26 protein-coding genes are annotated in these 24,645 nt (G+C 29.2%); 15 read left to right on the top strand and 11 right to left on the bottom strand.

Annotated elements, in window-relative coordinates; all coding sequences use genetic code 11:
• Window positions 1-17 precede the first annotated feature (17 nt).
• The 3 genes from IM532_RS12430 to IM532_RS12420 all read right to left on the bottom strand — a co-directional run bounded on the left by IM532_RS12430 (window position 18) and on the right by IM532_RS12420 (window position 3,534).
• Window positions 18-599, bottom strand: coding sequence for a hypothetical protein (locus tag IM532_RS12430; protein WP_194183805.1), 582 nt, complete (start codon window positions 597-599; stop codon window positions 18-20).
• A 340-nt stretch (window positions 600-939) separates the two neighbouring features.
• Complete coding sequence (locus IM532_RS12425; protein ID WP_194183803.1) at window positions 940-1,245, bottom strand: hypothetical protein; 306 nt, start codon at window positions 1,243-1,245, stop codon at window positions 940-942.
• Window positions 1,246-1,254: 9 nt separating this feature from the next.
• Window positions 1,255-3,534 (bottom strand): choice-of-anchor L domain-containing protein, encoded by a 2,280-nt coding sequence (locus IM532_RS12420; protein WP_194183801.1) that lies wholly within the window; start codon window positions 3,532-3,534, stop codon window positions 1,255-1,257.
• Window positions 3,535-3,855: 321 nt separating this feature from the next.
• Here IM532_RS12420 and IM532_RS12415 point away from each other — a divergent pair, with 321 nt between their 5' ends.
• Both IM532_RS12415 and IM532_RS12410 read left to right on the top strand, forming a co-directional pair.
• Window positions 3,856-4,335 carry a hypothetical protein gene (locus IM532_RS12415; RefSeq protein ID WP_194183799.1) on the top strand — a complete coding sequence of 160 codons (480 nt, stop codon included), beginning with the start codon at window positions 3,856-3,858 and terminating at the stop codon, window positions 4,333-4,335.
• Window positions 4,336-4,587: 252 nt separating this feature from the next.
• Window positions 4,588-5,367 carry a hypothetical protein gene (locus tag IM532_RS12410; RefSeq protein ID WP_194183797.1) on the top strand — a complete coding sequence of 260 codons (780 nt, stop codon included), beginning with the start codon at window positions 4,588-4,590 and terminating at the stop codon, window positions 5,365-5,367.
• 74 nt (window positions 5,368-5,441) lie between these two features.
• On the opposite strand, the gene IM532_RS12405 is transcribed toward IM532_RS12410, so the two are convergent.
• Window positions 5,442-5,837: an SRPBCC family protein gene (locus IM532_RS12405; RefSeq protein WP_194183795.1), complete on the bottom strand. Its 396-nt coding sequence runs from the start codon at window positions 5,835-5,837 to the stop codon at window positions 5,442-5,444.
• Between the two features lie 41 nt (window positions 5,838-5,878).
• Between IM532_RS12405 and IM532_RS12400 the strand changes: the two genes are divergently transcribed.
• The 3 genes from IM532_RS12400 to IM532_RS12390 all read left to right on the top strand — a co-directional run bounded on the left by IM532_RS12400 (window position 5,879) and on the right by IM532_RS12390 (window position 7,558).
• Window positions 5,879-6,472 carry an NUDIX hydrolase gene (locus tag IM532_RS12400; protein WP_194183793.1) on the top strand — a complete coding sequence of 198 codons (594 nt, stop codon included), beginning with the start codon at window positions 5,879-5,881 and terminating at the stop codon, window positions 6,470-6,472.
• An 18-nt stretch (window positions 6,473-6,490) separates the two neighbouring features.
• Complete coding sequence (locus IM532_RS13735) at window positions 6,491-7,060, top strand: DUF4920 domain-containing protein (protein WP_228063730.1); 570 nt, start codon at window positions 6,491-6,493, stop codon at window positions 7,058-7,060.
• Between the two features lie 78 nt (window positions 7,061-7,138).
• Entirely contained in the window at window positions 7,139-7,558 is a 420-nt protein-coding gene (locus IM532_RS12390) for a hypothetical protein (protein ID WP_194183792.1), read from the top strand.
• A gap of 187 nt (window positions 7,559-7,745) precedes the next feature.
• Here the strand turns inward: IM532_RS12390 and IM532_RS12385 are convergent, their stop codons facing one another.
• The gene (locus IM532_RS12385) at window positions 7,746-9,008 is read right to left on the bottom strand and encodes an exo-beta-N-acetylmuramidase NamZ family protein (RefSeq protein ID WP_194183790.1); all 1,263 of its coding nucleotides are present in this window, start codon (window positions 9,006-9,008) and stop codon (window positions 7,746-7,748) included.
• A gap of 81 nt (window positions 9,009-9,089) precedes the next feature.
• Here IM532_RS12385 and IM532_RS12380 point away from each other — a divergent pair, with 81 nt between their 5' ends.
• The 4 genes from IM532_RS12380 (at window position 9,090) to IM532_RS12365 (ending at window position 13,141) form a co-directional block, all read left to right on the top strand.
• Window positions 9,090-10,319, top strand: a complete 1,230-nt coding sequence (locus tag IM532_RS12380; protein ID WP_194183788.1) for an ABC transporter permease — start codon at window positions 9,090-9,092, stop codon at window positions 10,317-10,319.
• A 25-nt stretch (window positions 10,320-10,344) separates the two neighbouring features.
• The gene (locus IM532_RS12375) at window positions 10,345-11,706 is read left to right on the top strand and encodes a pyridoxal-phosphate dependent enzyme (RefSeq protein ID WP_194183786.1); all 1,362 of its coding nucleotides are present in this window, start codon (window positions 10,345-10,347) and stop codon (window positions 11,704-11,706) included.
• Between the two features lie 29 nt (window positions 11,707-11,735).
• Window positions 11,736-12,464 (top strand): LPS export ABC transporter ATP-binding protein, encoded by a 729-nt coding sequence (gene lptB, locus IM532_RS12370; RefSeq protein ID WP_194183815.1) that lies wholly within the window; start codon window positions 11,736-11,738, stop codon window positions 12,462-12,464.
• A 110-nt stretch (window positions 12,465-12,574) separates the two neighbouring features.
• The gene (locus tag IM532_RS12365; RefSeq protein WP_194183785.1) at window positions 12,575-13,141 is read left to right on the top strand and encodes a porin family protein; all 567 of its coding nucleotides are present in this window, start codon (window positions 12,575-12,577) and stop codon (window positions 13,139-13,141) included.
• Window positions 13,142-13,304: 163 nt separating this feature from the next.
• Here the strand turns inward: IM532_RS12365 and IM532_RS12360 are convergent, their stop codons facing one another.
• Complete coding sequence (locus IM532_RS12360) at window positions 13,305-13,433, bottom strand: 30S ribosomal protein THX (RefSeq protein ID WP_194183783.1); 129 nt, start codon at window positions 13,431-13,433, stop codon at window positions 13,305-13,307.
• A 373-nt stretch (window positions 13,434-13,806) separates the two neighbouring features.
• Between IM532_RS12360 and IM532_RS12355 the strand changes: the two genes are divergently transcribed.
• The 3 genes from IM532_RS12355 to IM532_RS12345 are packed head-to-tail and all read left to right on the top strand — an operon-like array spanning window position 13,807 to window position 18,212.
• Window positions 13,807-13,962, top strand: coding sequence for a hypothetical protein (locus IM532_RS12355; RefSeq protein WP_194183781.1), 156 nt, complete (start codon window positions 13,807-13,809; stop codon window positions 13,960-13,962).
• 5 nt (window positions 13,963-13,967) lie between these two features.
• Window positions 13,968-15,173, top strand: a complete 1,206-nt coding sequence (locus tag IM532_RS12350) for a metallophosphoesterase family protein (protein WP_194183780.1) — start codon at window positions 13,968-13,970, stop codon at window positions 15,171-15,173.
• Between the two features lie 3 nt (window positions 15,174-15,176).
• Window positions 15,177-18,212: an AAA family ATPase gene (locus IM532_RS12345; RefSeq protein ID WP_194183778.1), complete on the top strand. Its 3,036-nt coding sequence runs from the start codon at window positions 15,177-15,179 to the stop codon at window positions 18,210-18,212.
• Between the two features lie 75 nt (window positions 18,213-18,287).
• Here the strand turns inward: IM532_RS12345 and IM532_RS12340 are convergent, their stop codons facing one another.
• Genes IM532_RS12340 through IM532_RS12330 form a run of 3 tightly spaced genes read right to left on the bottom strand, consistent with a single transcriptional unit; the run spans window position 18,288 to window position 19,838 of the window.
• Window positions 18,288-18,671 carry a hypothetical protein gene (locus IM532_RS12340; protein WP_194183777.1) on the bottom strand — a complete coding sequence of 128 codons (384 nt, stop codon included), beginning with the start codon at window positions 18,669-18,671 and terminating at the stop codon, window positions 18,288-18,290.
• Window positions 18,671-18,889, bottom strand: coding sequence for a VF530 family protein (locus tag IM532_RS12335; RefSeq protein WP_194183775.1), 219 nt, complete (start codon window positions 18,887-18,889; stop codon window positions 18,671-18,673). Before IM532_RS12335 ends, IM532_RS12340 begins: the two co-directional genes overlap by 1 nt.
• 43 nt (window positions 18,890-18,932) lie before the next feature.
• Window positions 18,933-19,838 (bottom strand): hypothetical protein, encoded by a 906-nt coding sequence (locus IM532_RS12330; RefSeq protein ID WP_194183774.1) that lies wholly within the window; start codon window positions 19,836-19,838, stop codon window positions 18,933-18,935.
• Between the two features lie 179 nt (window positions 19,839-20,017).
• Between IM532_RS12330 and rlmF the strand changes: the two genes are divergently transcribed.
• A complete protein-coding gene (rlmF, locus tag IM532_RS12325; protein ID WP_194183772.1) occupies window positions 20,018-20,932 on the top strand; it encodes a 23S rRNA (adenine(1618)-N(6))-methyltransferase RlmF in 915 nt (304 codons plus the stop codon).
• Window positions 20,933-20,948: 16 nt separating this feature from the next.
• A complete protein-coding gene (locus IM532_RS12320; RefSeq protein ID WP_194183770.1) occupies window positions 20,949-21,227 on the top strand; it encodes a DUF1294 domain-containing protein in 279 nt (92 codons plus the stop codon).
• Between the two features lie 64 nt (window positions 21,228-21,291).
• Here the strand turns inward: IM532_RS12320 and IM532_RS12315 are convergent, their stop codons facing one another.
• Window positions 21,292-22,854 carry a M20/M25/M40 family metallo-hydrolase gene (locus tag IM532_RS12315; protein WP_194183769.1) on the bottom strand — a complete coding sequence of 521 codons (1,563 nt, stop codon included), beginning with the start codon at window positions 22,852-22,854 and terminating at the stop codon, window positions 21,292-21,294.
• 259 nt (window positions 22,855-23,113) lie between these two features.
• Between IM532_RS12315 and IM532_RS12310 the strand changes: the two genes are divergently transcribed.
• Entirely contained in the window at window positions 23,114-23,623 is a 510-nt protein-coding gene (locus IM532_RS12310; protein WP_194183767.1) for a hypothetical protein, read from the top strand.
• A 55-nt stretch (window positions 23,624-23,678) separates the two neighbouring features.
• On the opposite strand, the gene IM532_RS12305 is transcribed toward IM532_RS12310, so the two are convergent.
• Complete coding sequence (locus tag IM532_RS12305; protein WP_194183765.1) at window positions 23,679-24,470, bottom strand: S1/P1 nuclease; 792 nt, start codon at window positions 24,468-24,470, stop codon at window positions 23,679-23,681.
• Between the last annotated feature and the right edge of the window lie 175 nt (window positions 24,471-24,645).

The following is a 24,645-nucleotide window of genomic DNA, read 5'->3' as shown; positions in this document are numbered from 1 at the left end:
AAACCTGATCAATTTGATCAGGTTTTTTTATTGATTATTTCTATCATTTTTAAATTCAACTTTTTAACTCCATTTTTATTTAAATGGTGATCATCATATAAATCAAGTGTATCATTGATTTCTATTAATTTGTTTAAATTATAATATTCTACTTTAAAAGAATTGAATAAACTATCAATTTTAGAGTTGTTATTATAAGAGTTATATAAACTTTTAGATATTGGAGCAAATACTAAAATAATCCTAGAATTATTATTTTTAATTAATTTTAAGTTTTCTTCAAAAATTTCAATTTGCTTATAATCTATATTCCACGTGTTATTATTATGAATTTTTTTATCAGCAAAACTAATTTTGCTTTCTACAAATCCTCCTTTAATATAATAATCATTTTTTTTGACAATTGGCTCAATATTATTCTTATTAATATTAAAAAAATCATTTATACTTGCAATCAAAAAAGTGTTATAAAGTTTAATATCATTAGCGGACAAAACCATATTTAATGATAAATTATCATTTTTATCATTACTAACTAAATCAAGAGCAGGGTTTATTTGTGATTTATAAAATGTTGGAGGATATACTTCGTATATCACAATTTTAGGTTTCACATTATCAATATACCTTTTTAATAAAATATTCGTTTGAACTGGACTTTGTGAACTTGATCCTAAATTAAATGTTTTTTTATTTACATAATATCTAGTATCAAATCCTCTATATGTATGCGAGGAACCTAAAAAAAGAATGTCAAGATTATAATTAATATTTTTTTATCTCTTTAATACGTGTATTTAAGTGACCATATCCATTTGGCTTATAACCGCCGAATTTAGTAGAGAAATAAGGTATATAATTATAATTTATTACATATAAAAATATACTATACAAGATAAATATTGAACATATGTATTTAAGTATTTTTTTAAACATATTTTAATGCATTAATTCATTTAATACATCAGTTAATTCAAGCTTAGAACCGCAATATTCTAATATTTTTCCTTCAATTTTAAACTTAGAAATATTAAAACCTTCTACAATATCATTATACCATACAATATGATTTTCATGTCCGGCAACGACCCAAAAATTATCCTCAATAACATCATTACATTTCCATACTTGTGGATTTGTTTTAATTTTATTCCAGAATAGTTCTTGTGAATGATCAAGATTTTGTTCCGCTAAAAAAAGTTCAATCATAAGATCTTTCTTGGGGAATGCTATCGATTTTTCCATGGTATAAAATTATTTCCTTTTTAACAAAATCCAATGATGTTGAGATATAATTTCTTCAGATCCTATTTCTTTCCATTCAATCGTATACCAGTATGTACCAGAAGATACTTTTTTTCCTCTGAAGGTTCCGTCCCATATAAAATTATTAAATAATGAACCTTCAAATATAATTTCTCCTAAACGATTGTATATTTTAAATATTGGATTGTTTTTTTCCTTTAGCTGAGAAAAATTTAGAAAATCATTTATGCCATCTTGATTAGGTGAAATAAAATTTAAAAATTCGATAATGCTAAATTCTTGTGATATAATAGTACATTCTGTCGAAGACTTAACATGAATCGTATGTTTACCAATAGTTACATTATAAAATACGTTAGAAGATTGAAATGGACCATTATCTAAAGCATATAGGAAGTTATTATCAGCATTGGTTACATTAATTGTTACAGTATTTCCACGGATTAAGATATTTTCAATGATCGGATTTTCAGATTCGCTTACAACAACCTCTTGAATATAGAAACATCCCTCAAATTCTAATCTTACTTGATAAACTCCTATAGGAACATTTTCAATTTTTGAAGTTGTTTCTCCACTATGAAACCAAAAATAGGAATCATATCCTTCGCCTGCATCTAATGAAGTTGTGGAATTCTGACAGATCGTTTGATCTTTCAAAACCTCTGATTTTTTGATAGTTTTAAAATGGAAATTAAGTATGGCTATATTTTCACATTTATTTAGATAAGAATATCGGAAAAAAAAAGTACTATTTTGTGTAAGGATTTGTTGTTCGCTAATTTCATTTTTATTTAATTTCGCATCATTTTCTGAAGCAAAAAATTTCAAAGATTCTGGATTTTCGTTGAGAATAAAACTAGTATAATTGGTAAGATCGATGTATTCTGATCCATCCATATTTTCATCACAAATAATAAAGGGATTTACAGAATTAGAAGTGCTTAACTCTTGTAAAATAAAGAAAAGAGGTTCAATAATCGGTAGACAATTTTGGTTTTGGAGCCTAACATAAATATTTTTTGATAAGTCGGGAACTAATAATTCTAAATATTCTATAGAATTTATATTTTGTTGGGCTTCCAGATATGTATTAAAATATTGAATATTAATAGTGTTGTTATAACCTTCTAAAATTTGATTATTGTATTGGAGTAAATGAATATTAATCTTATTATCTAAATCCTCGTCACAAATATAAAAAGAAGTGTTTTTAATAATTGGTGAAGAATGATATTCGATTATAATGCTCCCTTTTATGATACAGCTAGTAGCTAATTCAATCTCTACGTCATATTTTCCAGGTTGATGTACTAGATATGTGGAGGCATTTGCCGATGCTATTTGTTGTCCATTTCTAAACCATTTATAATTTATTGCATTTTCATGATATGCATTTAGTTGATATGTTTCATCTTCACATAATGCTGTTCCTTCTGTGATAGTTAAATCTTTTCCTAAGTTTATTGAATTTGAAAAACTCCCTGCCTTTAAGAATACTCCAGAGTCGTATAAACCATTTCCCTGGTCAGCAATAACTAATTTTATTGTATATTTTTTTCCTGGAGTTACATTAGCTATTGCATTCAAAATAACAGTTTCTCCATTAAAATTTGTGGGAGAATTATTAAAATTAAATTGACTAAAATATTGAGAATTTACCGGTGTACATAAACCTCCCGTTCCAAATATTGTATTTACTGATACTGGAATATTAGTGCCAGGTATTAAAGCTATATTTAGATAATCATTTGGAGAATTGTGCTCTTTTATTAAAAAAGCGAATCCATCGGTATAACCACAGTTTCCTTCATTGCTTGTGCGGAGATATTGTTCGGATGCAAAAATATATTCGAATATAATCTGATCATTTTCAATTGACGTAAAATCAAAAGATAAAATAGTCGCATTATAAGTTGTATTCGTAGTTAAGTTTAGAGCTTCCTCCAGATCTTTATCTCCTTTCCAATCTGAATTTGTAAAGCTTTGTAGGGTAGTATTAGGACCAACTGCTGCATTAAGGTTTCCCGTTGTTAATAAAATACCACTTTCTAAAGGGAAATTTGATTTTCCTTTTTCAAAATAACCATAGCTAATAGTATTATCACTGTTATATCCCGTCAGACGTATTGATTCTTCATCAATATCAATACAACTTGAACCTAAAAAAATGTCTTTTACTAATTGGATCGGTGTAAAATCATTTTTCACATGAATATATTGCCCACTAGATTTATGATATCCAATAAAAAGCACCAATATAAGCATAATGATTTTTTTTGTAATCAGTAAAATAAATTGATGTAATAAGTTGTATAACATTGTTTTATGTATAAATGAAGATTACATAAATTTAATGATAAATGAACAGATTATAAAGTTTAATATACTTTCCAATCTAGTATATATCACAAGAAAAGTATTTTTATGTATTGATGATGTTTTTTAAATAGATTAAAAAATAGTTTAATATATAGCTGATTCTGGGAATAATACAATTAAGATAATAGCTATATTTTTGTCTACCAATTATAATATAATTTTTACCAACCTATTATTTATAATTTTTTTTAAATCAACCAAAAAACTATGAAAAAACCTTTATTTCTGATGAGCTTGTTAGCTTCATTTATGTTTTCAAATTCACTAAACGCACAAGTTGGAATCAGTAAACAAACAACTTTTACTCCGGCAGAAAGCTCAATATTAGATGTAGAATCTGCTGATAAAGGTGTGCTAATACCAAGAGTAAAACTGACAGCGACAAATAATTTTGCTCCTTTAACAGGAAATATTGAAACCTCAAATTCATTATTAGTATACAATACAGAGATATCTCCTACCGAAGTTTTAGTCGCAAATAAAGTAACACCTGGATTTTATTATTGGGAAACTGATAAATGGGTGAGGGTGATGAATCCTAATGACCAAGATTTACGTTTAGTTGGGACCAACAACCACATTACCAAAGATGCCGGAGTTGGTGGAACAGGTAGTAGTAATATTGCAATTGGTAAATCAAATTTAAATGCCATTACAACTGGGTCTGATAATATTGCAATTGGATAAAATGTATTAAAATTAGCCAAAACACAAATAGGAGCTGTAGGTATCGGAAAAGATGCATTATCAAGTTAAGTAAATAGTGTTACCACAATTGATGAATATCCGGTAGCAGTTGGTTATAATTCATTAAAAGCTTTCGCCCCATATAACGTCAATGATGCTGGACGTGGTAATACAGCTGTTGGAGCAAGTTCTTTAAGTACATTAGTAAATGGCGCTTATAATACAGCTATAGGTACATTTGCTTTGCAAGCCATGAAAAGTAATAGAAATACTGCAATAGGTTATGGAAGTTTAAAAAATAACAGTTTAGGAACAGGGAATGTTGCATTAGGTTACAGTGCAGGTGGTAGTGTTACTTTTACTGATTATTACATTTTTATAGGAGAAAGAGCAGGAGAAGGATGGAGACCAGACAATGTGGGTAATGATATTTTAAGTAAAAATATTTTTATTGGAAATGATATTTTAGCTTCAAATGTAAGTGGTACAAATCCGAATGGTAAATTAAAATCATTTGGAAATGTTTTCTTAGGTAGCGAAATTCTTCATCATGATAATTATAGAAATCAAATTAAAAAAATTGATAATAGCACATTTTTAGGTTTCGGTAGCGGTCCAACTGATGTATTAAATAGTGAATTTTTCTTTAGTACTGCAATAGGTTCTCAATCTAGAGTTGGTGCTAGTAATTCAATTGTATTAGGTAGAGTTGGAACAAGTGATACTACATATGATAAAATTGGTATAGGAGAAATCTCACCTACTCATCGTTTACATGTAAAACCATATGGAACACTAGACCCAGTTAAAATCGAAGGATTAAAAAAAGGTGCAATTACAGATGCCTTATTAGTTGTTGATAAAGATGGAATCTTGAAGAAATTGAGTTCGACACAATTTAATGGTACAGCAACTATAACTCAAAAAACAGAAGAATTATATTCAATTATAAGTGATCATAAAAAACAAATCAATGATTTACAAGCTGTGCAAGCAGAGCTTATTAAACGTATAGAAAAACTTGAAAAATAACATTTACAATTCTTTTAAATATAAAAAAGCACTTCTGTACAGAAGTGCTTTTTTATTATTTTATAGTGATAAAATTAAAGTTTCCCTAAATTTTCTGCAATAGTTTCGATGAATGAAGTCAATGGTTTTTTAGCCATCATTTCAATCATCATATTGAATTTTCCATCAAAATCTAATTGTACATCAGATGTATTCTCATCAATAGCTTCAATATTTATAGTTAATGTATAATCAAAAGCTGGAGCCGGAGATTCAAAAACAATTTGCGAAGGTTCAGTTGTTTCTTTTAAACGCATTCCTACCTTTGGTAATGCACCAACACCTACAGTAAAACCTTTTCCAGATTCATGGATTTCAAAGGATTTTGTATCAGTTGGCATCAACTGTTTATAGTTTTCCATATTCAGTAAGAATTCAAAAGCATCTTGTTGATTTTTTGATAAACGTACTTTATTTGTATTTACTTTCATATTCCTGTGAGTTTTTTATAAATTTGTATCAAATCGCTCAAATGTACAAAGTTTTTTTTAATGAAAGTTCACTGACTTTCGCACAAGAATCAAAACCAGCAGCAAAAAATATTTTATTTCATCACGAATCTCAATTCGATGAAGCATTTCATTTATTGTCCAATTCAGGTGTAAATCACGTTAATATTTTTTCAGATAATATTGAGGAGGTTTGGGAAAAGTTTTTCGATTATTTCAAGCTAATCCGAGCAGCAGGAGGTATAGTTCGTAATCCTAAAGATGAATATTTATTTATTTACCGTTTAGGAAAATGGGATTTACCAAAAGGTAAGATGGAAGAAGGTGAAACTACGGAAGAATCTGCAATTAGAGAAATAGAAGAAGAATGTAGCATTACTCCCTTAGAGTTGAAGCGATTTTTAATGTCTACATATCATATCTATTTTCAAAAAGAATATATTATTAAACAAACATTTTGGTATGAGGTTTTTTATGAAGGAACAGAAACACCTCAACCACAAACCGAAGAAGGCATAGAAGCAGTGGTTTGGAAAAAGAAAGAAGAGATTGCAGAATTAATGGATAATTCTTATCCAAACATTAAATTATTAGTGAATAATTATTTAGATTTGTAATAAATAAGAGAACTTATTATGAAAAAATATATTTTAGGATTTTGTGCAGTAATGGCATTCGCTGTAACGACACAAGCTCAGGCTAAAAAAGAAAATAAAAAGGAAAAAACTGAGAAAGTTACTAAAGCACAAAAAAATATTTTAGCAAAAGGTACTGCCACAGTCGCTGATTTATATGCATACCAAGTGTATGGTGAATCTTTTGATGTTAAAAATACTTTAACAAAGAATGAGTTAGGTTCTTTATATGATAACATGAAAGATGGAGATGTGATTGAAAATGTTCAATTCAAATCGACTATTGAATCTGTTTGTAAAAAGAAAGGTTGTTGGATGAAAGTTGATCTTGGAAAAGGCGAGGAGCAATCTTTCGTACGCTTTAAAGATTACGGATTTTTTATGCCATTAGATGGTGAAAAATCAGATATTATCGTTCATGGAAAAGCTTTTGTAAGTGAAGTTTCTGTAGATAAATTACGTCATTATGCAGAAGATGCTGGGCAATCTAAAGAAGAAATTGCTAAAATTACAAAACCTCAGTTACAATTTAACTTTGAAGCAGATGGTGTTTTTGTAAAAGAAAACTAATAATTTAGACTTTAAAATATAACTAAAAACCTTTCATTTATTTGGAAGGTTTTTTTATACCAACAAATGAAAAAAAATATGAATATATTTCAAGAATTAATAGGAAAATCAAAAGAAGCTGAGCAATTCATCACATTTGAAAATACATTAAAATCTGAAGGAACTATCCGTCAAAATAATGTCGTGATTGATGGACAAAAATCCCACGATTATGAATTATTATTTAAAGAAGATGGAATTTTAATCACTTTTTTGGATGAAGAAATAATTGGTATTAAAGTTCATTTTGTACCTACACCAATTTGTAAACCTTTTCAGCGCGAATTCGTTTTAGGTTTAAGCCATATTAGTTCGGAAAATGATATCAAAAAACAATTTAATTTCCCCAAAAACCTAAATCAAGCCCCAATGCGAGCTGATAATATTTATGAATACGAAAATGTAACGGTTGCTTTTGATGCCATGACAGGTGAAGCAAAATATGCTGAAATCAAATAAAAAACCAGATCTAAAATGGATCTGGTTTTCCTTTGTATAATAAATTTTTCCCGAAGTAATTGTTACAAAAAATGTAAAAAATGGTATGAATATATCATTCTGTATATAAAGAAAAGAAGTAAGAAATTGAATTTATTCTTTTTTCATCAAAGTAAATTTCTCTTTCTTTTAAAATTTCAAATGCCTTTTAATCTTGATAAATCAAATACTTTGCACGAACTTTTTTAAAATCTTCTAAATCTTTTTGCCAAGTTGCTTTAATACGCTCCTCAGACCAACCCGCTTCTATTTGTTTTCTTAAATCTGCTGATCCTGATAATTGATCAATCCATAATTTTTTACCATTCAATGTCCAAAACGGTTGTTTAGTATTATTTTTATAAGCTGTTATTAACCATTGTAACGAAATTTCGTCCATATATAATTCATCCGATAAATCTTCACCATAACATACTTCATCTTTAAATTTTGGACTTGTCGCTCCAGGTTTACTTACTGGTGTATATTGAAAAGGCATATTTTTTAAATAAGGCGAACCGTACACTTGAAATTGAAAATCTGTTCCACGACCTTCATTTACATTTGTACCTTCAAATAAACAAACACTCGGGTATAAATTAATTGAACGATCGTTGGGTAAATTTGGTGATGGTTTTACAGGTAAAGAATATCTGGTATTATGAGTATAATCTTTTAATGGAATTACTTGTAAATCGGCTTTTATTTTATTCTTTAACCAACCTTCCCCATTTATCATTTGAGCATATTCTCCAATCGTCATTCCGTATACAATGGGAACTTTGTGCATACCTACAAAAGAAGTGAATTCCTGTTGCATTACTGGTCCATCAATATAGTGTGCATTGGGATTTGGACGATCTAATACAATAATTTTTTTACCATTTTCGGCAGCAGCTTCCATCACATAATGTAAAGTTGAAATGTATGTGTAGAATCTTGCTCCAACATCTTGCATATCAAAAACTAGAATATCCACATCTTTTATTTGATCTGGTGTAGGTTTTCGATTATTTCCATAAAGCGAAACAATTGGTAAACCTGTTTTAGTATCTACGCCCGATTTTACTTTCGCTCCTGCATCCGCATCACCACGAAAACCATGTTCTGGAGAATAGATTTTTACAACATTAATTTTTTGACCCAGTAAAAAATCGACTAAGTGAATTGTATTTTCACTGTAATCTATATTTTTTTTACTTGCTCTTAGAATGCCAGTTTGGTTAGATATTACTCCAATTTTTTTATCTTTTAATAAATGCAGATAGGCCTCCGTATTTTCAGCGCCAAGGCCAATTTCTAAGCCATAAACAAATTTTACGTTCTTTTTTGGATTTGCAAATTCAGTTTCGTAATTTTTTGTTTGTGAAATTGAAAAAATAGGTGTGCTTAGAAGTAAAGCAATTGATGTATATTTGACAAGTTTTTTCATGGTGGTAATTGAGTTATCATGGGTTGAAACAAAGACGATTTATTAATTTAATCGTATTGTATCATTGTAAAAAAAAATAATTTGAACTTTTCTTGGTGGTTTTCTAAAAAAATTGCACTTGGTAAAAATACTAAAAATAACTTATCAAGTATTATTATACGTATTGCACAGGTTGCTGTAGCTTTAGGAATTATTGTATCGTTAGTCACTTTTTCCACTGGAGTAGGTGCACGACAAGCAATCAAAAATAAATTAGCAGATTTCAATGGTCATATTACCATCCGAAATTATAATAGTAATAATTCATTGAGCTCAGATTCTATATCTATAAAACAAGCTTTTTATCCCAATTTTAAAAATGTTGAAGATATTGTCCACGTCCAAGCAATTGCAAATAAAAGTGGTGTTATCCGTACAGCGGAAAATTTTAGTGGCGTAGTTTTTAAAGGTGTAGGGACTGATTATGATTCTACTAGATTTAAAAACTTTTTAATAAAAGGTCATTTTCCAAGAATTAATAATGATTCTCTTGTAGATGATGTTGTATTATCTAAGAAAGTTGCAGATGAACTAAAATTGGATGTAGATAGTTCGTTTGTGATGTACTTTATTAGAGATGAAAGTAATCCTGTATACAGAAGATTTAATGTTCGTGGGATTTATAAATCTGACATCAAAAACTTTGATGATATTGTAATGATTGGGGATATTAAACATATTCAAAATCTGAATAAGTGGGATAGTACAACAATTGGAGGATTTGAGTTATTTGTAAAAAATATAGATGACATAGAGATGGTATCTGCAAAAGTTGCACAAAATATACCATACAACTTATTGTCTGAATCTGCATCTGATTCATTTGCTCAAATAAATGAATGGATTGCAATTTTTGATAAAAATATTACCATAATTTTAGTTGTAATGTTATTTGTAGTTGTAATTAATATGGTAATGGTTTTATTAATATTAATATTAGAACGCACTAACTCAATCGGTTTATTAAAAGCTTTTGGCGCTACAAATTGGAGTGTTAGAAGGCTTTTTATTAATTATGCCTTATTTATTATGATGCCTGGATTGTTAGCAGGAAATGTAATAGGTATTGGATTATTATTAATTCAGAAATATTTTAAGATAATTACATTACCTGCTGAAAATTATTATATATCAGTTGCACCAGTATATTTAGATGTTAAAATGATTGTTATATTAAATGCAGGGGCTTTATTAGTTTGTGCAATTGTATTACTTTTGCCATCATACATGATTTCTAAAATTACACCTTCTAAAGCCATTAATTTTAGATAAAGATTTATAAAAAAAAAGTATTAAAATGAAATACGCAAATAATATATTAGAAACGATTGGTAATACACCTTTAGTTAAAATTAATCACATTACTAAAGATTTACCATGTACAGTTTTAGCAAAAGTTGAATACTTTAACCCTGGACATTCTTGTAAAGATAGAATGGCATTAAAAATGGTTGAAGATGCTGAGAAAGATGGACGTTTAGTACCAGGAGGAACAATTATCGAAGGTACTTCAGGTAATACAGGAATGGGATTAGCTTTAGCTGCTGTTATCAAAGGTTACAAATTAATTTGTGTAATTACAGATAAGCAATCTAAAGAGAAAATGGATATCTTACGTGCGGTAGGTGCGAAAGTTGTTGTTTGTCCAACAGATGTTGAGCCAACAGATCCACGTTCTTATTATTCTGTTTCTAAGCGTTTAGCAGAAGAAACACCAAACGGATGGTACGTTAATCAATATGATAATCCATCGAATGCACAAGCAAACTACGAACAAACTGGTCCAGAAATTTGGGAACAAACAGAAGGTAAAGTTACTCATTTTATCGTAGGTGTAGGAACAGGAGGAACTATCTCTGGTGTTGGAAAGTACTTAAAAGAAAAAAATCCAAATATTAAAATTTGGGGAGTTGATACATATGGTTCTGTTTTTAAAAAATATAAAGAAACAGGAATCTTTGATGAAAATGAAGTATATTCTTACGTAACTGAGGGTATCGGGGAAGATATTTTACCAGAAAATGTTGATTTTGATGTAATCGATGGTTTTACAAAGGTGACAGATAAAGATGCAGCGGTATATACACGTCGTTTAGCATTAGAAGAAGGATTATTCGTAGGTATGTCTTCTGGTTCTGCGATAAAAGGGTTATTACAAATGAAAGATGAATTTGGACCAGACGATGTAGTTGTTGTATTGTTCCATGATTCAGGTTCTCGTTACGTAGGTAAAATCTTTAATGATGATTGGATGCGTGATAGAGGTTACTTAGAAGAAGAAGTAAAAACTGCTGTAGATTTAATTCAAGAGCATGTAGACAAACCATTAGTTATCGCACGTACAGAAGAATTAGTTTCTCATGCAATCGATCGTATGCGTCGATTTAAAATTTCTCAAATTCCAGTAAGAGATATTACAGGATTTGTGGGGTCTTTAGATGAGTCAGATCTTTTTCAAGCATTTATGCAAGATCCAAACATGGCTGAAAAACCAATTCGCGAAATTATGGGTAAACCTTATCCAATCGTAAAAGCAAGTGCGTCTATTGAAGAAGTATCTAAATTAATCACTAAAGAAAATCAAGCGGTATTAATCGAATTAGAAGATGGTAAATTAAATATCATTACTAAGTACGATATTATCAATTCGATTAAATAATAAAAACCGATCTTTATATCGATATGGGAATTGTATTAAAAGGAGAGAATTTAATAAAAGATTACGGTAAAAAACACGTCGTAAAAGGGGTATCCTTCCAAGTAGAGCAAGGTGAAATTATTGGATTACTAGGACCAAATGGTGCTGGTAAAACAACTTCGTTTTATATGATAGTTGGTCTAGTTTCAGCTACACAAGGAAAAGTATCGCTTAATAATTTGGATATTACTAAGGATCCAATGTACAAACGCGCACAGAAAGGAATCGGATATTTAGCACAAGAAGCGTCTATTTTTAGAAAACTTTCTGTGGAAGATAACATTAAATCTGTTCTACAATTTACCAAATACTCGAAGAAAGAACAACAACTTAAAGTTGATGCTTTAATTGAAGAATTTTCACTAGAACACGTACGTCATAATCGTGGAGATTTATTATCAGGTGGTGAGCGTCGTCGTTGCGAAATTGCACGATGTCTGGCTACAGAACCTAATTTTATTTTATTGGATGAACCTTTCGCAGGGGTTGACCCTATTGCGGTGGAGGATATTCAAAAAATTGTACGTTCGTTAAAGGATAAAAATATCGGAATCTTAATTACCGATCACAACGTTTCACAAACTTTAGCTATTACAGACAAAACATACATTATGTTCGAAGGTAAAATCTTAAAAGAAGGTTCGCCGGAGCAATTAGCTAATGATCCTGATGTGCGTCGTGTTTATCTAGGTGAAAACTTTACGTATCAACAGATTTAGGAAAAGAATAGAATTTATATTTTAATCCCTTTAGCATATTGCTAAAGGGATTTTTTTTTCAGTGGTTATAATTTAATTCCGTATTTTTAAAGTAAATTAAAACATTGAATATGAGAAAATTATACAATTTTATGATTTTGATGATAGGAATTTTATCCACATCAATACAAGCACAAACATTACATTACGGTATAAAAGCAGGTTACAATGCAGCTAATATTGGAGGAGATGTAGACAATTCTAAAACTTTAAGTGCTTTCCATGTAGGATTGCTTGTTGAGGTAGCTCTTTCAGATCAATTCTCTCTTCAGCCAGAAGTTTTATATTCCGCTCAAGGAGCAAAATTTAATTCAAATCGTGAAAGTAATATTGATTATGTCAATGTACCAATTTTAGTAAAATATTATTTTATAGATGGTTTTTCAGTCGAAGCTGGACCTCAAATAGGATTTTTAACTAAATCTGAAGATAAGATAAATGGACAAACCATAGATTATAAAGACGAAACAAAAGGTGTCGATTTTTCAATTCCTGTAGGTTTATCTTATCGATTTCCTATCAATATTTTTGCTTCTTTACGCTATGCTTTTGGACTATCTAACTTTAATGATTTAGAAAGTTCAAATTATAAAATGAATCATCAAGTTTTTCAAGCATCAGTAGGATATAGATTTTAGAAGAAGTATTATCTAATAAAAGCGCAATAGCACAGATAACTAAATGTATTCTATAATTTGTCGAAAATATCCTTAAAATTGTAGATTCATCGTAAGTAATATCAATTAAGAATAAAAATAAAAGCTGAAAATCGTTGGTTTGATTTTCAGCTTTCATAAATTATTATTTGGCTTTTGTATCTTCTTTCTCTGTAGATACATCTTCGTAATAATATTTTTTACGTGGACGTTTTACACCGTAAGAGCCTTTAATAATTTTTCCTCTTTTAGACTTTCTATCGCCCTTTCCCATAAATTAAAAATTTAAGTTAATAGATTCTATTATATGATTCTAATTTAATGAAATTAAATTCATTAACCAACATAAAATTAGATATTTTAAACAAACTTTTATAAAAAAGTTGATTTAAAAAATTCAATTCATTAAAAATTAATCTTTTTTTAAATCAATATAGCATTAAGCGAGCACTAAAAATCTCTGTTTCTTAACCCATCTTAAGTTTATTTATCAAATAAATCATGATACTAATGTCGTAACTTTGCAAATCGATAAGATTTTCATGAAAAATATAATTAAGTCTATTCTAATAAATTTATAGTCTTATTCGTATAAATACACTGAGAAGCGTCATCGTTTGGCATTTTAATAATATAAATTTACAATAATGAGTAGAAATACTGATGCAAATAAGAAAGCAGTTAAAGCAAAAAAAGCGCAAAAAAGAAGAAAAGTTAAAGAAGAAGAATCTGAGCGCAAAGCGAGACTAAAAGAAATTAACCGACTTTTTAACGAAAAAAATAAACTCGAAAAACCAGAATAAAATAAATGAAAATTCTACATACAGCCGATTGGCATTTAGGTAAACGATTGGATAGTTTCTCAAGGCTTCCAGAACAAATTGAAGTAATGAAAGAAATTGTGCAGATTGCGAATGAGCAAGATGTAGATGTAGTATTAATTGCCGGAGATTTATTCGATACATTTAATCCAAGCGTAGAGGCGGTAGAATTATTTTATAAAACGTTAAAACAACTTTCAAATAATGGACAGCGTCCAGTAATTGCTATAGGTGGTAATCATGATTCTCCTGATCGTATTGATGCTCCATTTCCTTTGGCACGCGAATGTGGGATAATCTTAATTGGTCACCCAAATGCCATTGTTACACCATTTGAATTGGAGGGATTTAAAATTAAAAATTCTGATGAAGGATTTTTAGAAATTAATCTTAAATCTACTCCTTTTCCTATAAGAATTATACATACTGCTTACGCAAACGAAATACGATTAAAGCAATTTTTTGGGGAAGAGAAAGAGGGAGAATTAAATCGTGTTTTAAAAGAAAAATGGACTTCACTTGCCGATGCATACTGTGATACAAATGGTGTAAATATCTTAATTTCTCATTTGTATATGAATAAAAGAGATGCAGAGTTATTAGATGAGCCAGAAGGTGAAAAACCAATAAAAATAGGAAATGCGGATATGGTATATTCTGATTGTATACCTTCACAAATCCAATATACTGCTCTAGGACATTTACACGCGTATAACAATATTGGAACAGATCAACAACCAGTCGTTTATTCTTCGTCGCCTTTATGTTACAGTTTTAGCGAAGCTGGACAAACAAAATATGTATCCATTATTCATGCAGAACCAAATCAAACCATTAAATGGGAGAAAGTTGCTTTAGTAAGCGGTCGTCCATTATTACGTAAAACTTTTGATGAGGTTAATAATGCAGTAGATTGGCTGCGAGAGAACCCAAATTCATTAGTAGAATTAACCCTAGAAAGTGATTCCTTTTTAAAAGCTGAAGATCGTAAATTAATTTATCAATCTCATGACGGTATTATTCATTTAATTCCTAAGGTGAAAAATCAGGCAAATGACGAAGTAGTTTATAAAGAGATTAATCTTAACCAAGACATAAAAGATTTATTCAAAGATTATTTTAAAACTAAAAATGCTAATCAAGAGCCAAATGATGAAATAATAGATTTGTTTAACGAAATTCTAAATGCATAGACCATGATTCCAATTCAACTAACCATAGAAGGACTTTACTCATATCAGGAAAGACAAACCATCAACTTTAATGATTTAATAGATGCAGGATTATTCGGGATTTTTGGCGCTGTAGGATCAGGTAAATCATCCATTTTAGAAGCTATTTCATATGTATTATATGGCGTTTCTGATAGATTAGGTGCTACAAAAATGTCTTATAATATGATGAATTTAAAATCGAATAGATCGTATGTTGAATTCGATTTTTTAAATTTTGAAAATAAATTATTTAGAATAACTCGGGAGTACAAAAGAAATTCTAAACAATTTGATGTGGTTAGAAATCCTACGGTTGTATTTTATGAGAACATAAAAGAGGAATGGGTACCATTAGATCATACTAATTCTGAAAAAATACTTGGTTTAAGCTACGAAAATTTTAGACGTACCATTATTATTCCTCAAGGACAATTCAAAGAATTTATTGAACTAAAGCCTACTGCTAGAACACAAATGATGAAGGAAATTTTTAACCTTCATAAGTATGATTTGCAAGATAATGCAGCACGTTTAGCAAAAGATAATTTAGCAGAATTAAATAAAATTGAAGGTAAGCTTCAAGGTTTTGAAACCATTTCATTAGAAAGTATTGAGGAAAGTCAAAATAACTTAAAAGTTGAAGAAGATAATTATACAGTTATTCTAAATAATTATAATGTTATAAATGAAAATTTTCAACGTTTAAAAGCTTTAAAAAGTGATTTTGAAACTTTAAAAACTAAAAAAATACAGTTTGAACAAATTAAAGTTCAAAAGGAACAAAAAGATAAGGAACAACTTCAGTTGGATCAATATGAATTAATTTTTAATGCATTTAATCAATTATTAATTGATCAATTTAAGTTAGAAAAAGAAATTCAAGAAAATAAAATTTCTCTCGAAAATCAAAAGAAACAAGGGGATTTAATTGAGAATCAAATCAAGGACATTACATTACAAATACAAGCTATTCAAAAAGATTTTGACGGATTAGCTGAAAAGCGAGTGGAAGAAAATGATTTGAATTTGATTATTCAAATTTTAGCATATACAGAAGAGATAAAAAATTTTAAAGCCCGAACTTTAAAAGGTATTGCTAAAGTTGAAGAAGTAAAGCAGAATCAAAAACAAATTGAAGATCAAATAAGAAATTCTGTTGCTCAACTAAAGGAAATTTCATCACAAAGATTAGATCCACAAGTTTTGATGGCAGCTGATAATTGGTTTGTAAAAAATGAATCCATACAGAATTCCATCAAGGCTCAGTCCCATAAAATCGAACAAATAAAAGCGCAGATAGCATTATTTCAGAAAAGATTTAGTGATGAGAAAATTACGATTTCTACTTTTGAAGCAGATTTTATTGCTTTGAAAGAAGTATTTGTAAAGCAGAAAAATGCGTTAGAAAATCAAAAAAATGAGTGCGAGGTACAACAAAAATTAGCACAATATGCGCATAATTTACATGATGGAGAATCATGTCCCTTGTGTGGTTCTTTAGATCATCCTCAGGTTGTGGTAATGGACGATGTGAAATCTAAAATTGAAAAGATTAAAGAAGAAATTCTACAATTAGAAAAGGAACAAGAAAAAGAGCAAAATAGATTTACGGAAATCAAGCAATTAATCTATCAAAATCAATTAATTGAACAACAAGTCATTCAAGAAAATAGAACTTTAGATGAGTTAAATAAGCAATTAAAAGAACATAAAAATTTGTTTATATGGCAAGATTTTGATTCATCAAATTTTGAAGGTTTTAAAGAAAGAAAACAGGAAGTTTTAAAGATTGAAAAAGAAATTGAGGACAAAAATAATTTTATCTCATCTCAGCGAGAAGTTTTAGAAAAAGCAAGAGCTGCTGTAGAAAAATATAAAATTGCATTAGATGAATTTAAGTTAGAAGAAGCAAAAAAAGCTGCACAAATCAAGCAAAATTTATCTAATCTTAAAGTTCTAAAATTTGAAGATTTTGAAAATTTAATTGTTATTGAAGTTGAAAACAATTTGAAAGAACTCAAAGCATTTAATTTAAAAATTGAGAAAGATTATTTGATTTTACAGCAAAATTTAAATGATTTTAATTTGAAATTGGCTGCTCAAAAACCGACAATACAATTACTTGATATTCGCATTGAAACTCAAAATTCAGAATTCATTCAAGTAGAAAATTCAATTCAAACGGCATTACTACAATCGAAAATTGAGGATCTAGAACAAGTTAAAATTGTATTAAATCAAAAATTAGACATTGTCAGCCTTCGAAAACAATTGGAAGAGTTCAGAATTCAGTTTAAAACATTGAATAATTCAATCCAAGAACTAGAGCAAAAATTAGCTAAAGTTTCTTTTGATGATGAAACCTATTTACAACAGGAAGCTGTATTTAATCAAATTACTTCGCAGCTAAAAGATGCTAATGAGTTGGTGATAAATCGCAAAACTGAAATTGCTCGTTTATTTCAAGCATACGAAGCAAAAAAAGAAATATTAGAAGTGCAAAATAAGTTGCAAAAACGTGCTGAATTACTGAAATTATTTGGTAATATGTTTAAAGGAGCTGGTTTTGTACAATATGTTTCATCAATTTATTTAAAACAATTATGCGAAAATGCGAATGTACGCTTTCATCGTATGACCAGAAATCAATTGAGTTTACAAATCAATGAAAATCATGAATTTGAGATTATTGATTATTTGAATGAAGGTCGTCCGCGTAGTGTTAAAACTTTATCGGGTGGGCAAGCGTTCCAAGTTTCGTTGAGTTTGGCATTAGCATTAGCAGAAAGTGTGCAAACGAATCTTAAAGCGAGTAAAAATTTCTTTTTTATTGATGAAGGATTTGGTACTCAAGATGCTGATGCTGTAAATATTGTTTTTGAAACTTTAAACCATTTACATAAAGAAAACCGAATTGTAGGAATTATTTCTCACGTTGAAGAATTGAAAGAGCGTATTCCGATTGCATTAAATATTACAAAAGATGAAGAAAAAGGAAGTTGTATAAATATGCTATAATTCTTAATAAATAAATAAAAAAGGGCTTAGTAATTTATTACTAAGCCCTTTTTTATTTAGATTAATGTATACGTCTTATCCAAACATTATATGGTAAATATCACTCTTATTTCTAGGGATTTTATGACATTCAAAACCACCTGGTTGTGGTATAATTTCAATAAGGTCAAAAGAAGTGCAGCTCTTAGGTAATCCTTTAAATATTAATGTAAAATCAAGTGATGAGCCTTCATCAATATGTGTCCAATTAGGATACATCGAAATCCCTTCTGTATGTACTAAAGGGTACTGTATGCCTGTTTTATTATCAATAAGATATGTACTTGGCCATATTCTAGCAGCATCAGCAAAATCTGTGCAATCCATATGGCAGTGTACAATAACTTGAGATTCTTCTTGTAATTGTGTTAAAAGCTCGGAAGCGATATAAATCTTTTTACTTACATCAATTTTAGGCATTACTTAGCTATTTTTTTTACATATAATTCTTCCACTTTAGTACGTGCCCAAGGAGTTTTTCTTAGAAAAGTTAAAGAAGATTTTAAATTAGGATTCTCATTAAAACATTTGATGTTTATTTCTCGTCCCAATCCTTCCCATCCGCCATAGTGTAATACCAAAGCTTCTATAATATCATCTAAACGTTTACCGTGTAATGGATTATTTTTTTGTTCCATAATATTTAATTAAAAAAGCAAATTTAAGAATTTAATATAATTATTATTTTAAGACAAATTCTAATTCCTTGATAATTTCCTGATCATCCACTTCTATAAAATCGCGTTTCATTTGATATATAATAATTCCTGAATCATGAGAAGCTTGGAAAACCTTACTGATATAATCAAAATTCCGAATCTTATCCATATCTTTTACTTGTTTAGAAATTATAGTTTCTAGTGTAGATTTAATTTCATCAATAAGATTTTTCTCCACCGGAAAGGTTTCTCCATATAATGTATAGACTTGGTCTTCTTCACTATAATTTTCTAACTCAATCATTCGGTTATAAATGATTTTATTTTTCGTGACAGGATTTACACTTTCAAATTTAGAGTTTGAAGATTTATTTTTTTTGATTTTATGGCCAAAAAATAAATGAAATGTGTTTATTTTACTTGTGATTAGTTGTGCGGTAACTTCTTCATTTCCAAAAACTTTTTCTAATGCAGCTTTGAAAGCATCTCGATCCATTTCCTTAGGAATGGATTCTCCCATTATTTCTACTAGTTTTTTGTTGTAAGAAACAATTTCATCAAAGTTTAGTAAATCCTCAAAAACACCATTTTCCGACGTTCTATAAACAAAGCGCTGGCTACCTAATTTTGTTTTAAAATCTTCTTGTAATGATACTGGTATTTGACTAAAGTCTGGAGTCATTTTCCATTCTACAGTATACGAATTTTTAGTAGAATCAAGAATTGAAACAACTAAATCAAATTGTTTATTTTTTTTATTAAGCGTATCTTTTTTTACAATTTGATATTCATTTTCGATTTGAGTATAACGAAAAACATCGCCTTTTTGCCAATGTGGAATCACATCAACAAATTCATATTCTTTATTGTATTGAGCTTGTATAAAGAGAGTTGTAAGAGTAAATATAAGGGTCAAAAAAAATTTCATGGCAAAGGAATTCTATCTAAAATCTTCATGTAAAATTAAGCTTAAATTTTAAACTTATTAAGATCTCATCCATTTATATTCAAAACAAGGTTTAAATAAATAGTTGAAACCTAGTTAAGCATATATTAAAAATGTAGTTACTCCTGATAAATTGATGTATTTTTGTACAAAATAAAGGTATGAGTACATCAGAAGGGATAAAAAAAATCAAGAAATTACATTCGCGTAATAGACATTTAGCATCTTATAATTTCGAAAAATTAACAGCTGTTTACCCAGCTTTAAGACAATATATAATCCCAAATAAATCTGGTGAGGCATCGATTAATTTTTCTGATCGTAGCGCAGTAAAAGCTTTGAATAAAGCTTTATTAAAGACATATTATGACATTGATTACTGGGAAATTCCAGCTGATAATCTTTGTCCACCTATTCCAGGTCGTGCAGATTATATACATTACGCTGCGGATCTATTAGGTCGCGCGCATGACGGAGTTATTCCACGTGGAAAAGATGTTAAAATATTAGATGTAGGAGTAGGGGCAAATTGTATTTATCCTATTGTTGGAAATTATGAATATGATTGGAACTTTGTTGGAGCAGAATTAGATTTACGTTCACATAAAAATGCTTCTGAAATTGTTCGTAAAAATGTACGTTTGAGAAATAAAGTAGATATTAGAATTCAATATAATCCAAATGCGATCTTTACGAATATTATTAAACAAGGAGAAAAATTTGATTTAACAATTTGTAATCCACCATTTTTTGGATCGAATAAAGAGGTGATGGAACAAACTATGCGTAAGTTGAAAAATTTAGGTAATAAATCTGATCAAAAACCTATTCAAAATTTCGGAGGTAGTAATTCTGAACTATGGTGTAATGGTGGTGAACGTGTGTTTATTACTAATATGATTAGAGAAAGTGTTAATTTCAAACACCAAGTGAAATGGTTCTCAACGTTAGTTTCTAAAAAGGATAACCTTCGTCCATTAAAAATAGTTTTGGAACGTGTAAAAGCAAAAGATGTTGAAATAATAAACATGGAACAAGGAAATAAATTAACGCGTTTATTAGTATGGCGTTTTTAATTCTGTATAAATTTTAATGAGTTATATTTTTTATTATTTTATTGCAGTTAATATTATTTCTTACATTTTATTTGGTATAGATAAAGTAAAAGCAACTAAAAATAAATGGAGAATTCCTGAAAAGTCTCTTTTTCTTGTGACGTTTTTGGGCGGAACAATTGGTTCTTTCGTAGCTATGAAACAATTTCATCATAAAACTCAAAAAACAGAATTTAAAAGAATCATTTATTTCATTGTATTCATTCAATTGTTTTTTATAGGAATTATAAGTTGGAAATTTTACACTACAATGTAAAATATATAGATAAAAAAATCACTCATTAACAGGTTAATGAGTGATTTTTATTTATGATGGATTATTAATATCCGTCTGAAGTTCTTCTTGGACTTTTAACTTCTGGCCAAGTCATTTGCTTACCGTCACGACCTGTTGGTAAAACACGTTTATCACGATTTACTAAGTTTTCTTCTTGATCTGCCATATAAACTAAAGATGCTGCTAAAATTGCATTACTTTGAATTTCCTCAAATACAATTTTATCATACGTATCTTTGTTCGTATGCCATGTATATGTACCGTACCCCCAGTTTAATGAACTAAGCATAAATCCTGGAACTCCAGCTGCAACAAAAGATGCGTGGTCAGATCCACCTCCTCCTGGAGAACCTGGGAATTCAGTTTTAATATGTTTAGTAACATCATTTGGTGCACCAGCTAACCAACGTGTCATGTAATCATAAGAATTTACAAATCCAGAACCGTTAATATTTACCACACGACCCGTTCCATTATCTAAATTAAAAACAGCTTGCGTATTTTTTACAATTTCTGGGTGATCTTCTACAAAGGCGCGAGATCCATTTAGACCTTGTTCTTCACTTCCCCATAAACAAACTAAGATAGTACGTTTATTATTTGGGTATAATTTTTTAATAGTACGAATCGTTTCCATCATAGCGATAGTTCCCGTTCCGTTATCTGTAGCTCCTTGCGCACCATCCCATGAATCAAAGTGAGCTGAAAGGATGATATATTCGTTCGGTTTCTCTTTTCCTTTGATCTCAGCAATTGTATTGTGAGTCTTAGTTACACCATTATGCTTAGATTGTGCGTTCACAGTTAATTTTGGATAAGTTCCATTTTCTGCTAAACGATATAACATTCCATAATCTTCATTAGAAATATCTAACATTGGAATTTTAGTAGTTTTTGCTCCAAAAATTCTATTCGCTCCCATAATACCTGTCCAATAAGAAATTGCTACTGCAGCAGCACCGTTTTCCTCTAATACAAGTGGTAATGTGTTGTTCGTATGTCCTGTTACTTTAATAGAATTTGTCCAAGCGTCATTAGCTGCTTTTTTATCAGCAGTTATTTTTGAGTATAATTCTTCTGTACCAAATTCTTTGTATTGATAATCTGAACGACCATGACTCTGATTTTGAGACATTAATACAATTTTACCTTTAACCTTTGGTAACCAAGCCTTAAATTCAGCTTCGCTTTTAAAAATAGGCATTGCAATTACTTCGGCATTTACAGCTTTTTTAGTTGCTGGTGACCATGCTAACTGTGTTGCTTCAATGTTTTTAGTTCTTGGGTAAGTCATATCAACATGCGTTAATCCTCTTTCCCATGCCTTCCATGTTCCGTAATCTTCACGGCGAGCATCTATTCCCCAAGATTTAAATGTTTTAATCGCCCAATCACTTGCTTGATCCATTTGTGGAGACCCAACTAATCGTGGTCCAATACCATCTAATAATTCGTGTGCAATTTTTTCTAATTGAGAATTATTATTGATTTCGTTTACAAATTGTTCAATAGTTGGGTTTAGTTTTTGTTGCTGACCAACTTGTGCTTGTAGCGTAATAGCAGAACCAAAAAGCGCTGCATAGGTTAGTGAGTGTATAAGTTTCATGTGTTTATATTTATAGCTAAAATAGAGTTTTAAGTAAAGAAACAAAATATTTTTCGAATAAATTTAGTAAACCATAAACCCTATTGATGTTGTCTAGATTTGTTGAATATGATTAGTTCTTAAATAGTTATACGTGCTTGAGTACTAATATTGTTAGTGGATTTTTAAAATATTATTTGTAGCATTTTATTAAAAAAATTATATTTAATTATTTCCTGATTTTGGCAAGTACTTTGTATTAGTAAAATAAATATTTGTAATGAAAAAGGGTAGTCTCATATTATTTCTATTGATTTTAATGAGTTGTAATAATAATTATAATAAGAATTCTGTATTCAATACTCCTGATCATGATAATGTTTCAAATTCGTCGAAGATAATTTCGTATAAATTGATCTCTAATTATTTTGTGAAAAATTCGGTCGATGTCAAAAAAATTGAGAAGTCTTATATAGATAATAGTAATGATTTTAATGCTATTTTTGAAAAAGCTAAAAGCTTAGATAAGCCTGATGAATCTGCTTCTATCAATTTTTCAAAAGAATTTGTGATACCAATTATATTAGAAAAAACTAATATTGGTACAACCATACAGGTAGATAGCGTTTTATTAAACGGTAATTTATTAAATGTTTATTATACCGTAACAGAAGTACAACCAATATCATATATCATACAACCTAATCAATTAATAATTATACAACGTGATAATATACAAGATTTTAATCAATTAAAATTAAAATTTGAGAAGACAACAACTGTTTTATAATATAAAAAGCCGACTATTTATAGTCGGCTTTTTATATATTTTAAAAGATAATTTTTTATTTAAAAATATCATTTAGAACTTTTGCTAAACGAACTCCTCCTTTTAACAATTGATCCTCGATGATATATTTGTTATCAAAATGATATTTGTAACCTAATTTTTCATCCATCTGAACATTAGCATAAATTACATTAGCTTTTTGATATGATTCATAAATCCAATCAGCAAAATCACCTTGTTGTAATTCTTTACGTTTGTTTTGTGTAATGATATCAATTACATTACTATATTCTGTAAAAGAATAATTTTCGTAATCTACTAACTTAGAATCCCATACAGAGTGGATGTTTGTTGATTCGCGGAACCATTGTACTTTTACGCGATTTCCTCCTAAATCTTCCTCGCGTCCTACATGTAAAGGTTGGTGAGAATCTCCAATAATATGAATCAAGAAATATAAATATTCTTGTTTCTTTTCTAAAGATAACTCTTTATTGTTTTTTAATTCATTCATTAAAAACAATCCTTTTTTATACATATTATCGTCAGAAGTATTCTCAATAGCCACTTTGTATTGCTCGTAATTCATTCCTCCCGGAATATTTACATAATGGTAAGAATCTGCATGCGCCCAGTTTTTATCAGATTTAATAAAATCTGGCCAATTTGCCCAATAAGCTAATTGTTGAGGCCCGATGATTTTAGTTACCTCTTTACGCGCTTTTTTTGTTAAGTTATTATCCGCAATTTCAGCAACAACTCTATGCCCAGTTAGTCCCCAAGCCGAAGCTTCTGTAGTTAATAATAAACAAGTTAATGCAAATGCACTTCCAATTAATTTTTTCATGTTATGATTGAATAATTTCTGCAAATGTACGCTTTTCTATATCTTAAATTAAAATGAAAAGGTTTGAAAATTCTTAATCTAAAATGTTTTCAAAAAATTTAACATTTAGTTTAAGCCACATATTCAGTAGATTTTTAAAAGAATGAACTTAAAAATAAATATAGAACTAAAAATA

It is taken from the genome of Faecalibacter rhinopitheci (genome assembly GCF_015234135.1).
In the GTDB taxonomy this organism is placed as follows: domain Bacteria; phylum Bacteroidota; class Bacteroidia; order Flavobacteriales; family Weeksellaceae; genus Empedobacter; species Empedobacter rhinopitheci.
The sequence above is the reverse complement of the archived record's forward strand: the minus strand, read 5'-3'. Positions and strand labels throughout refer to the sequence as shown.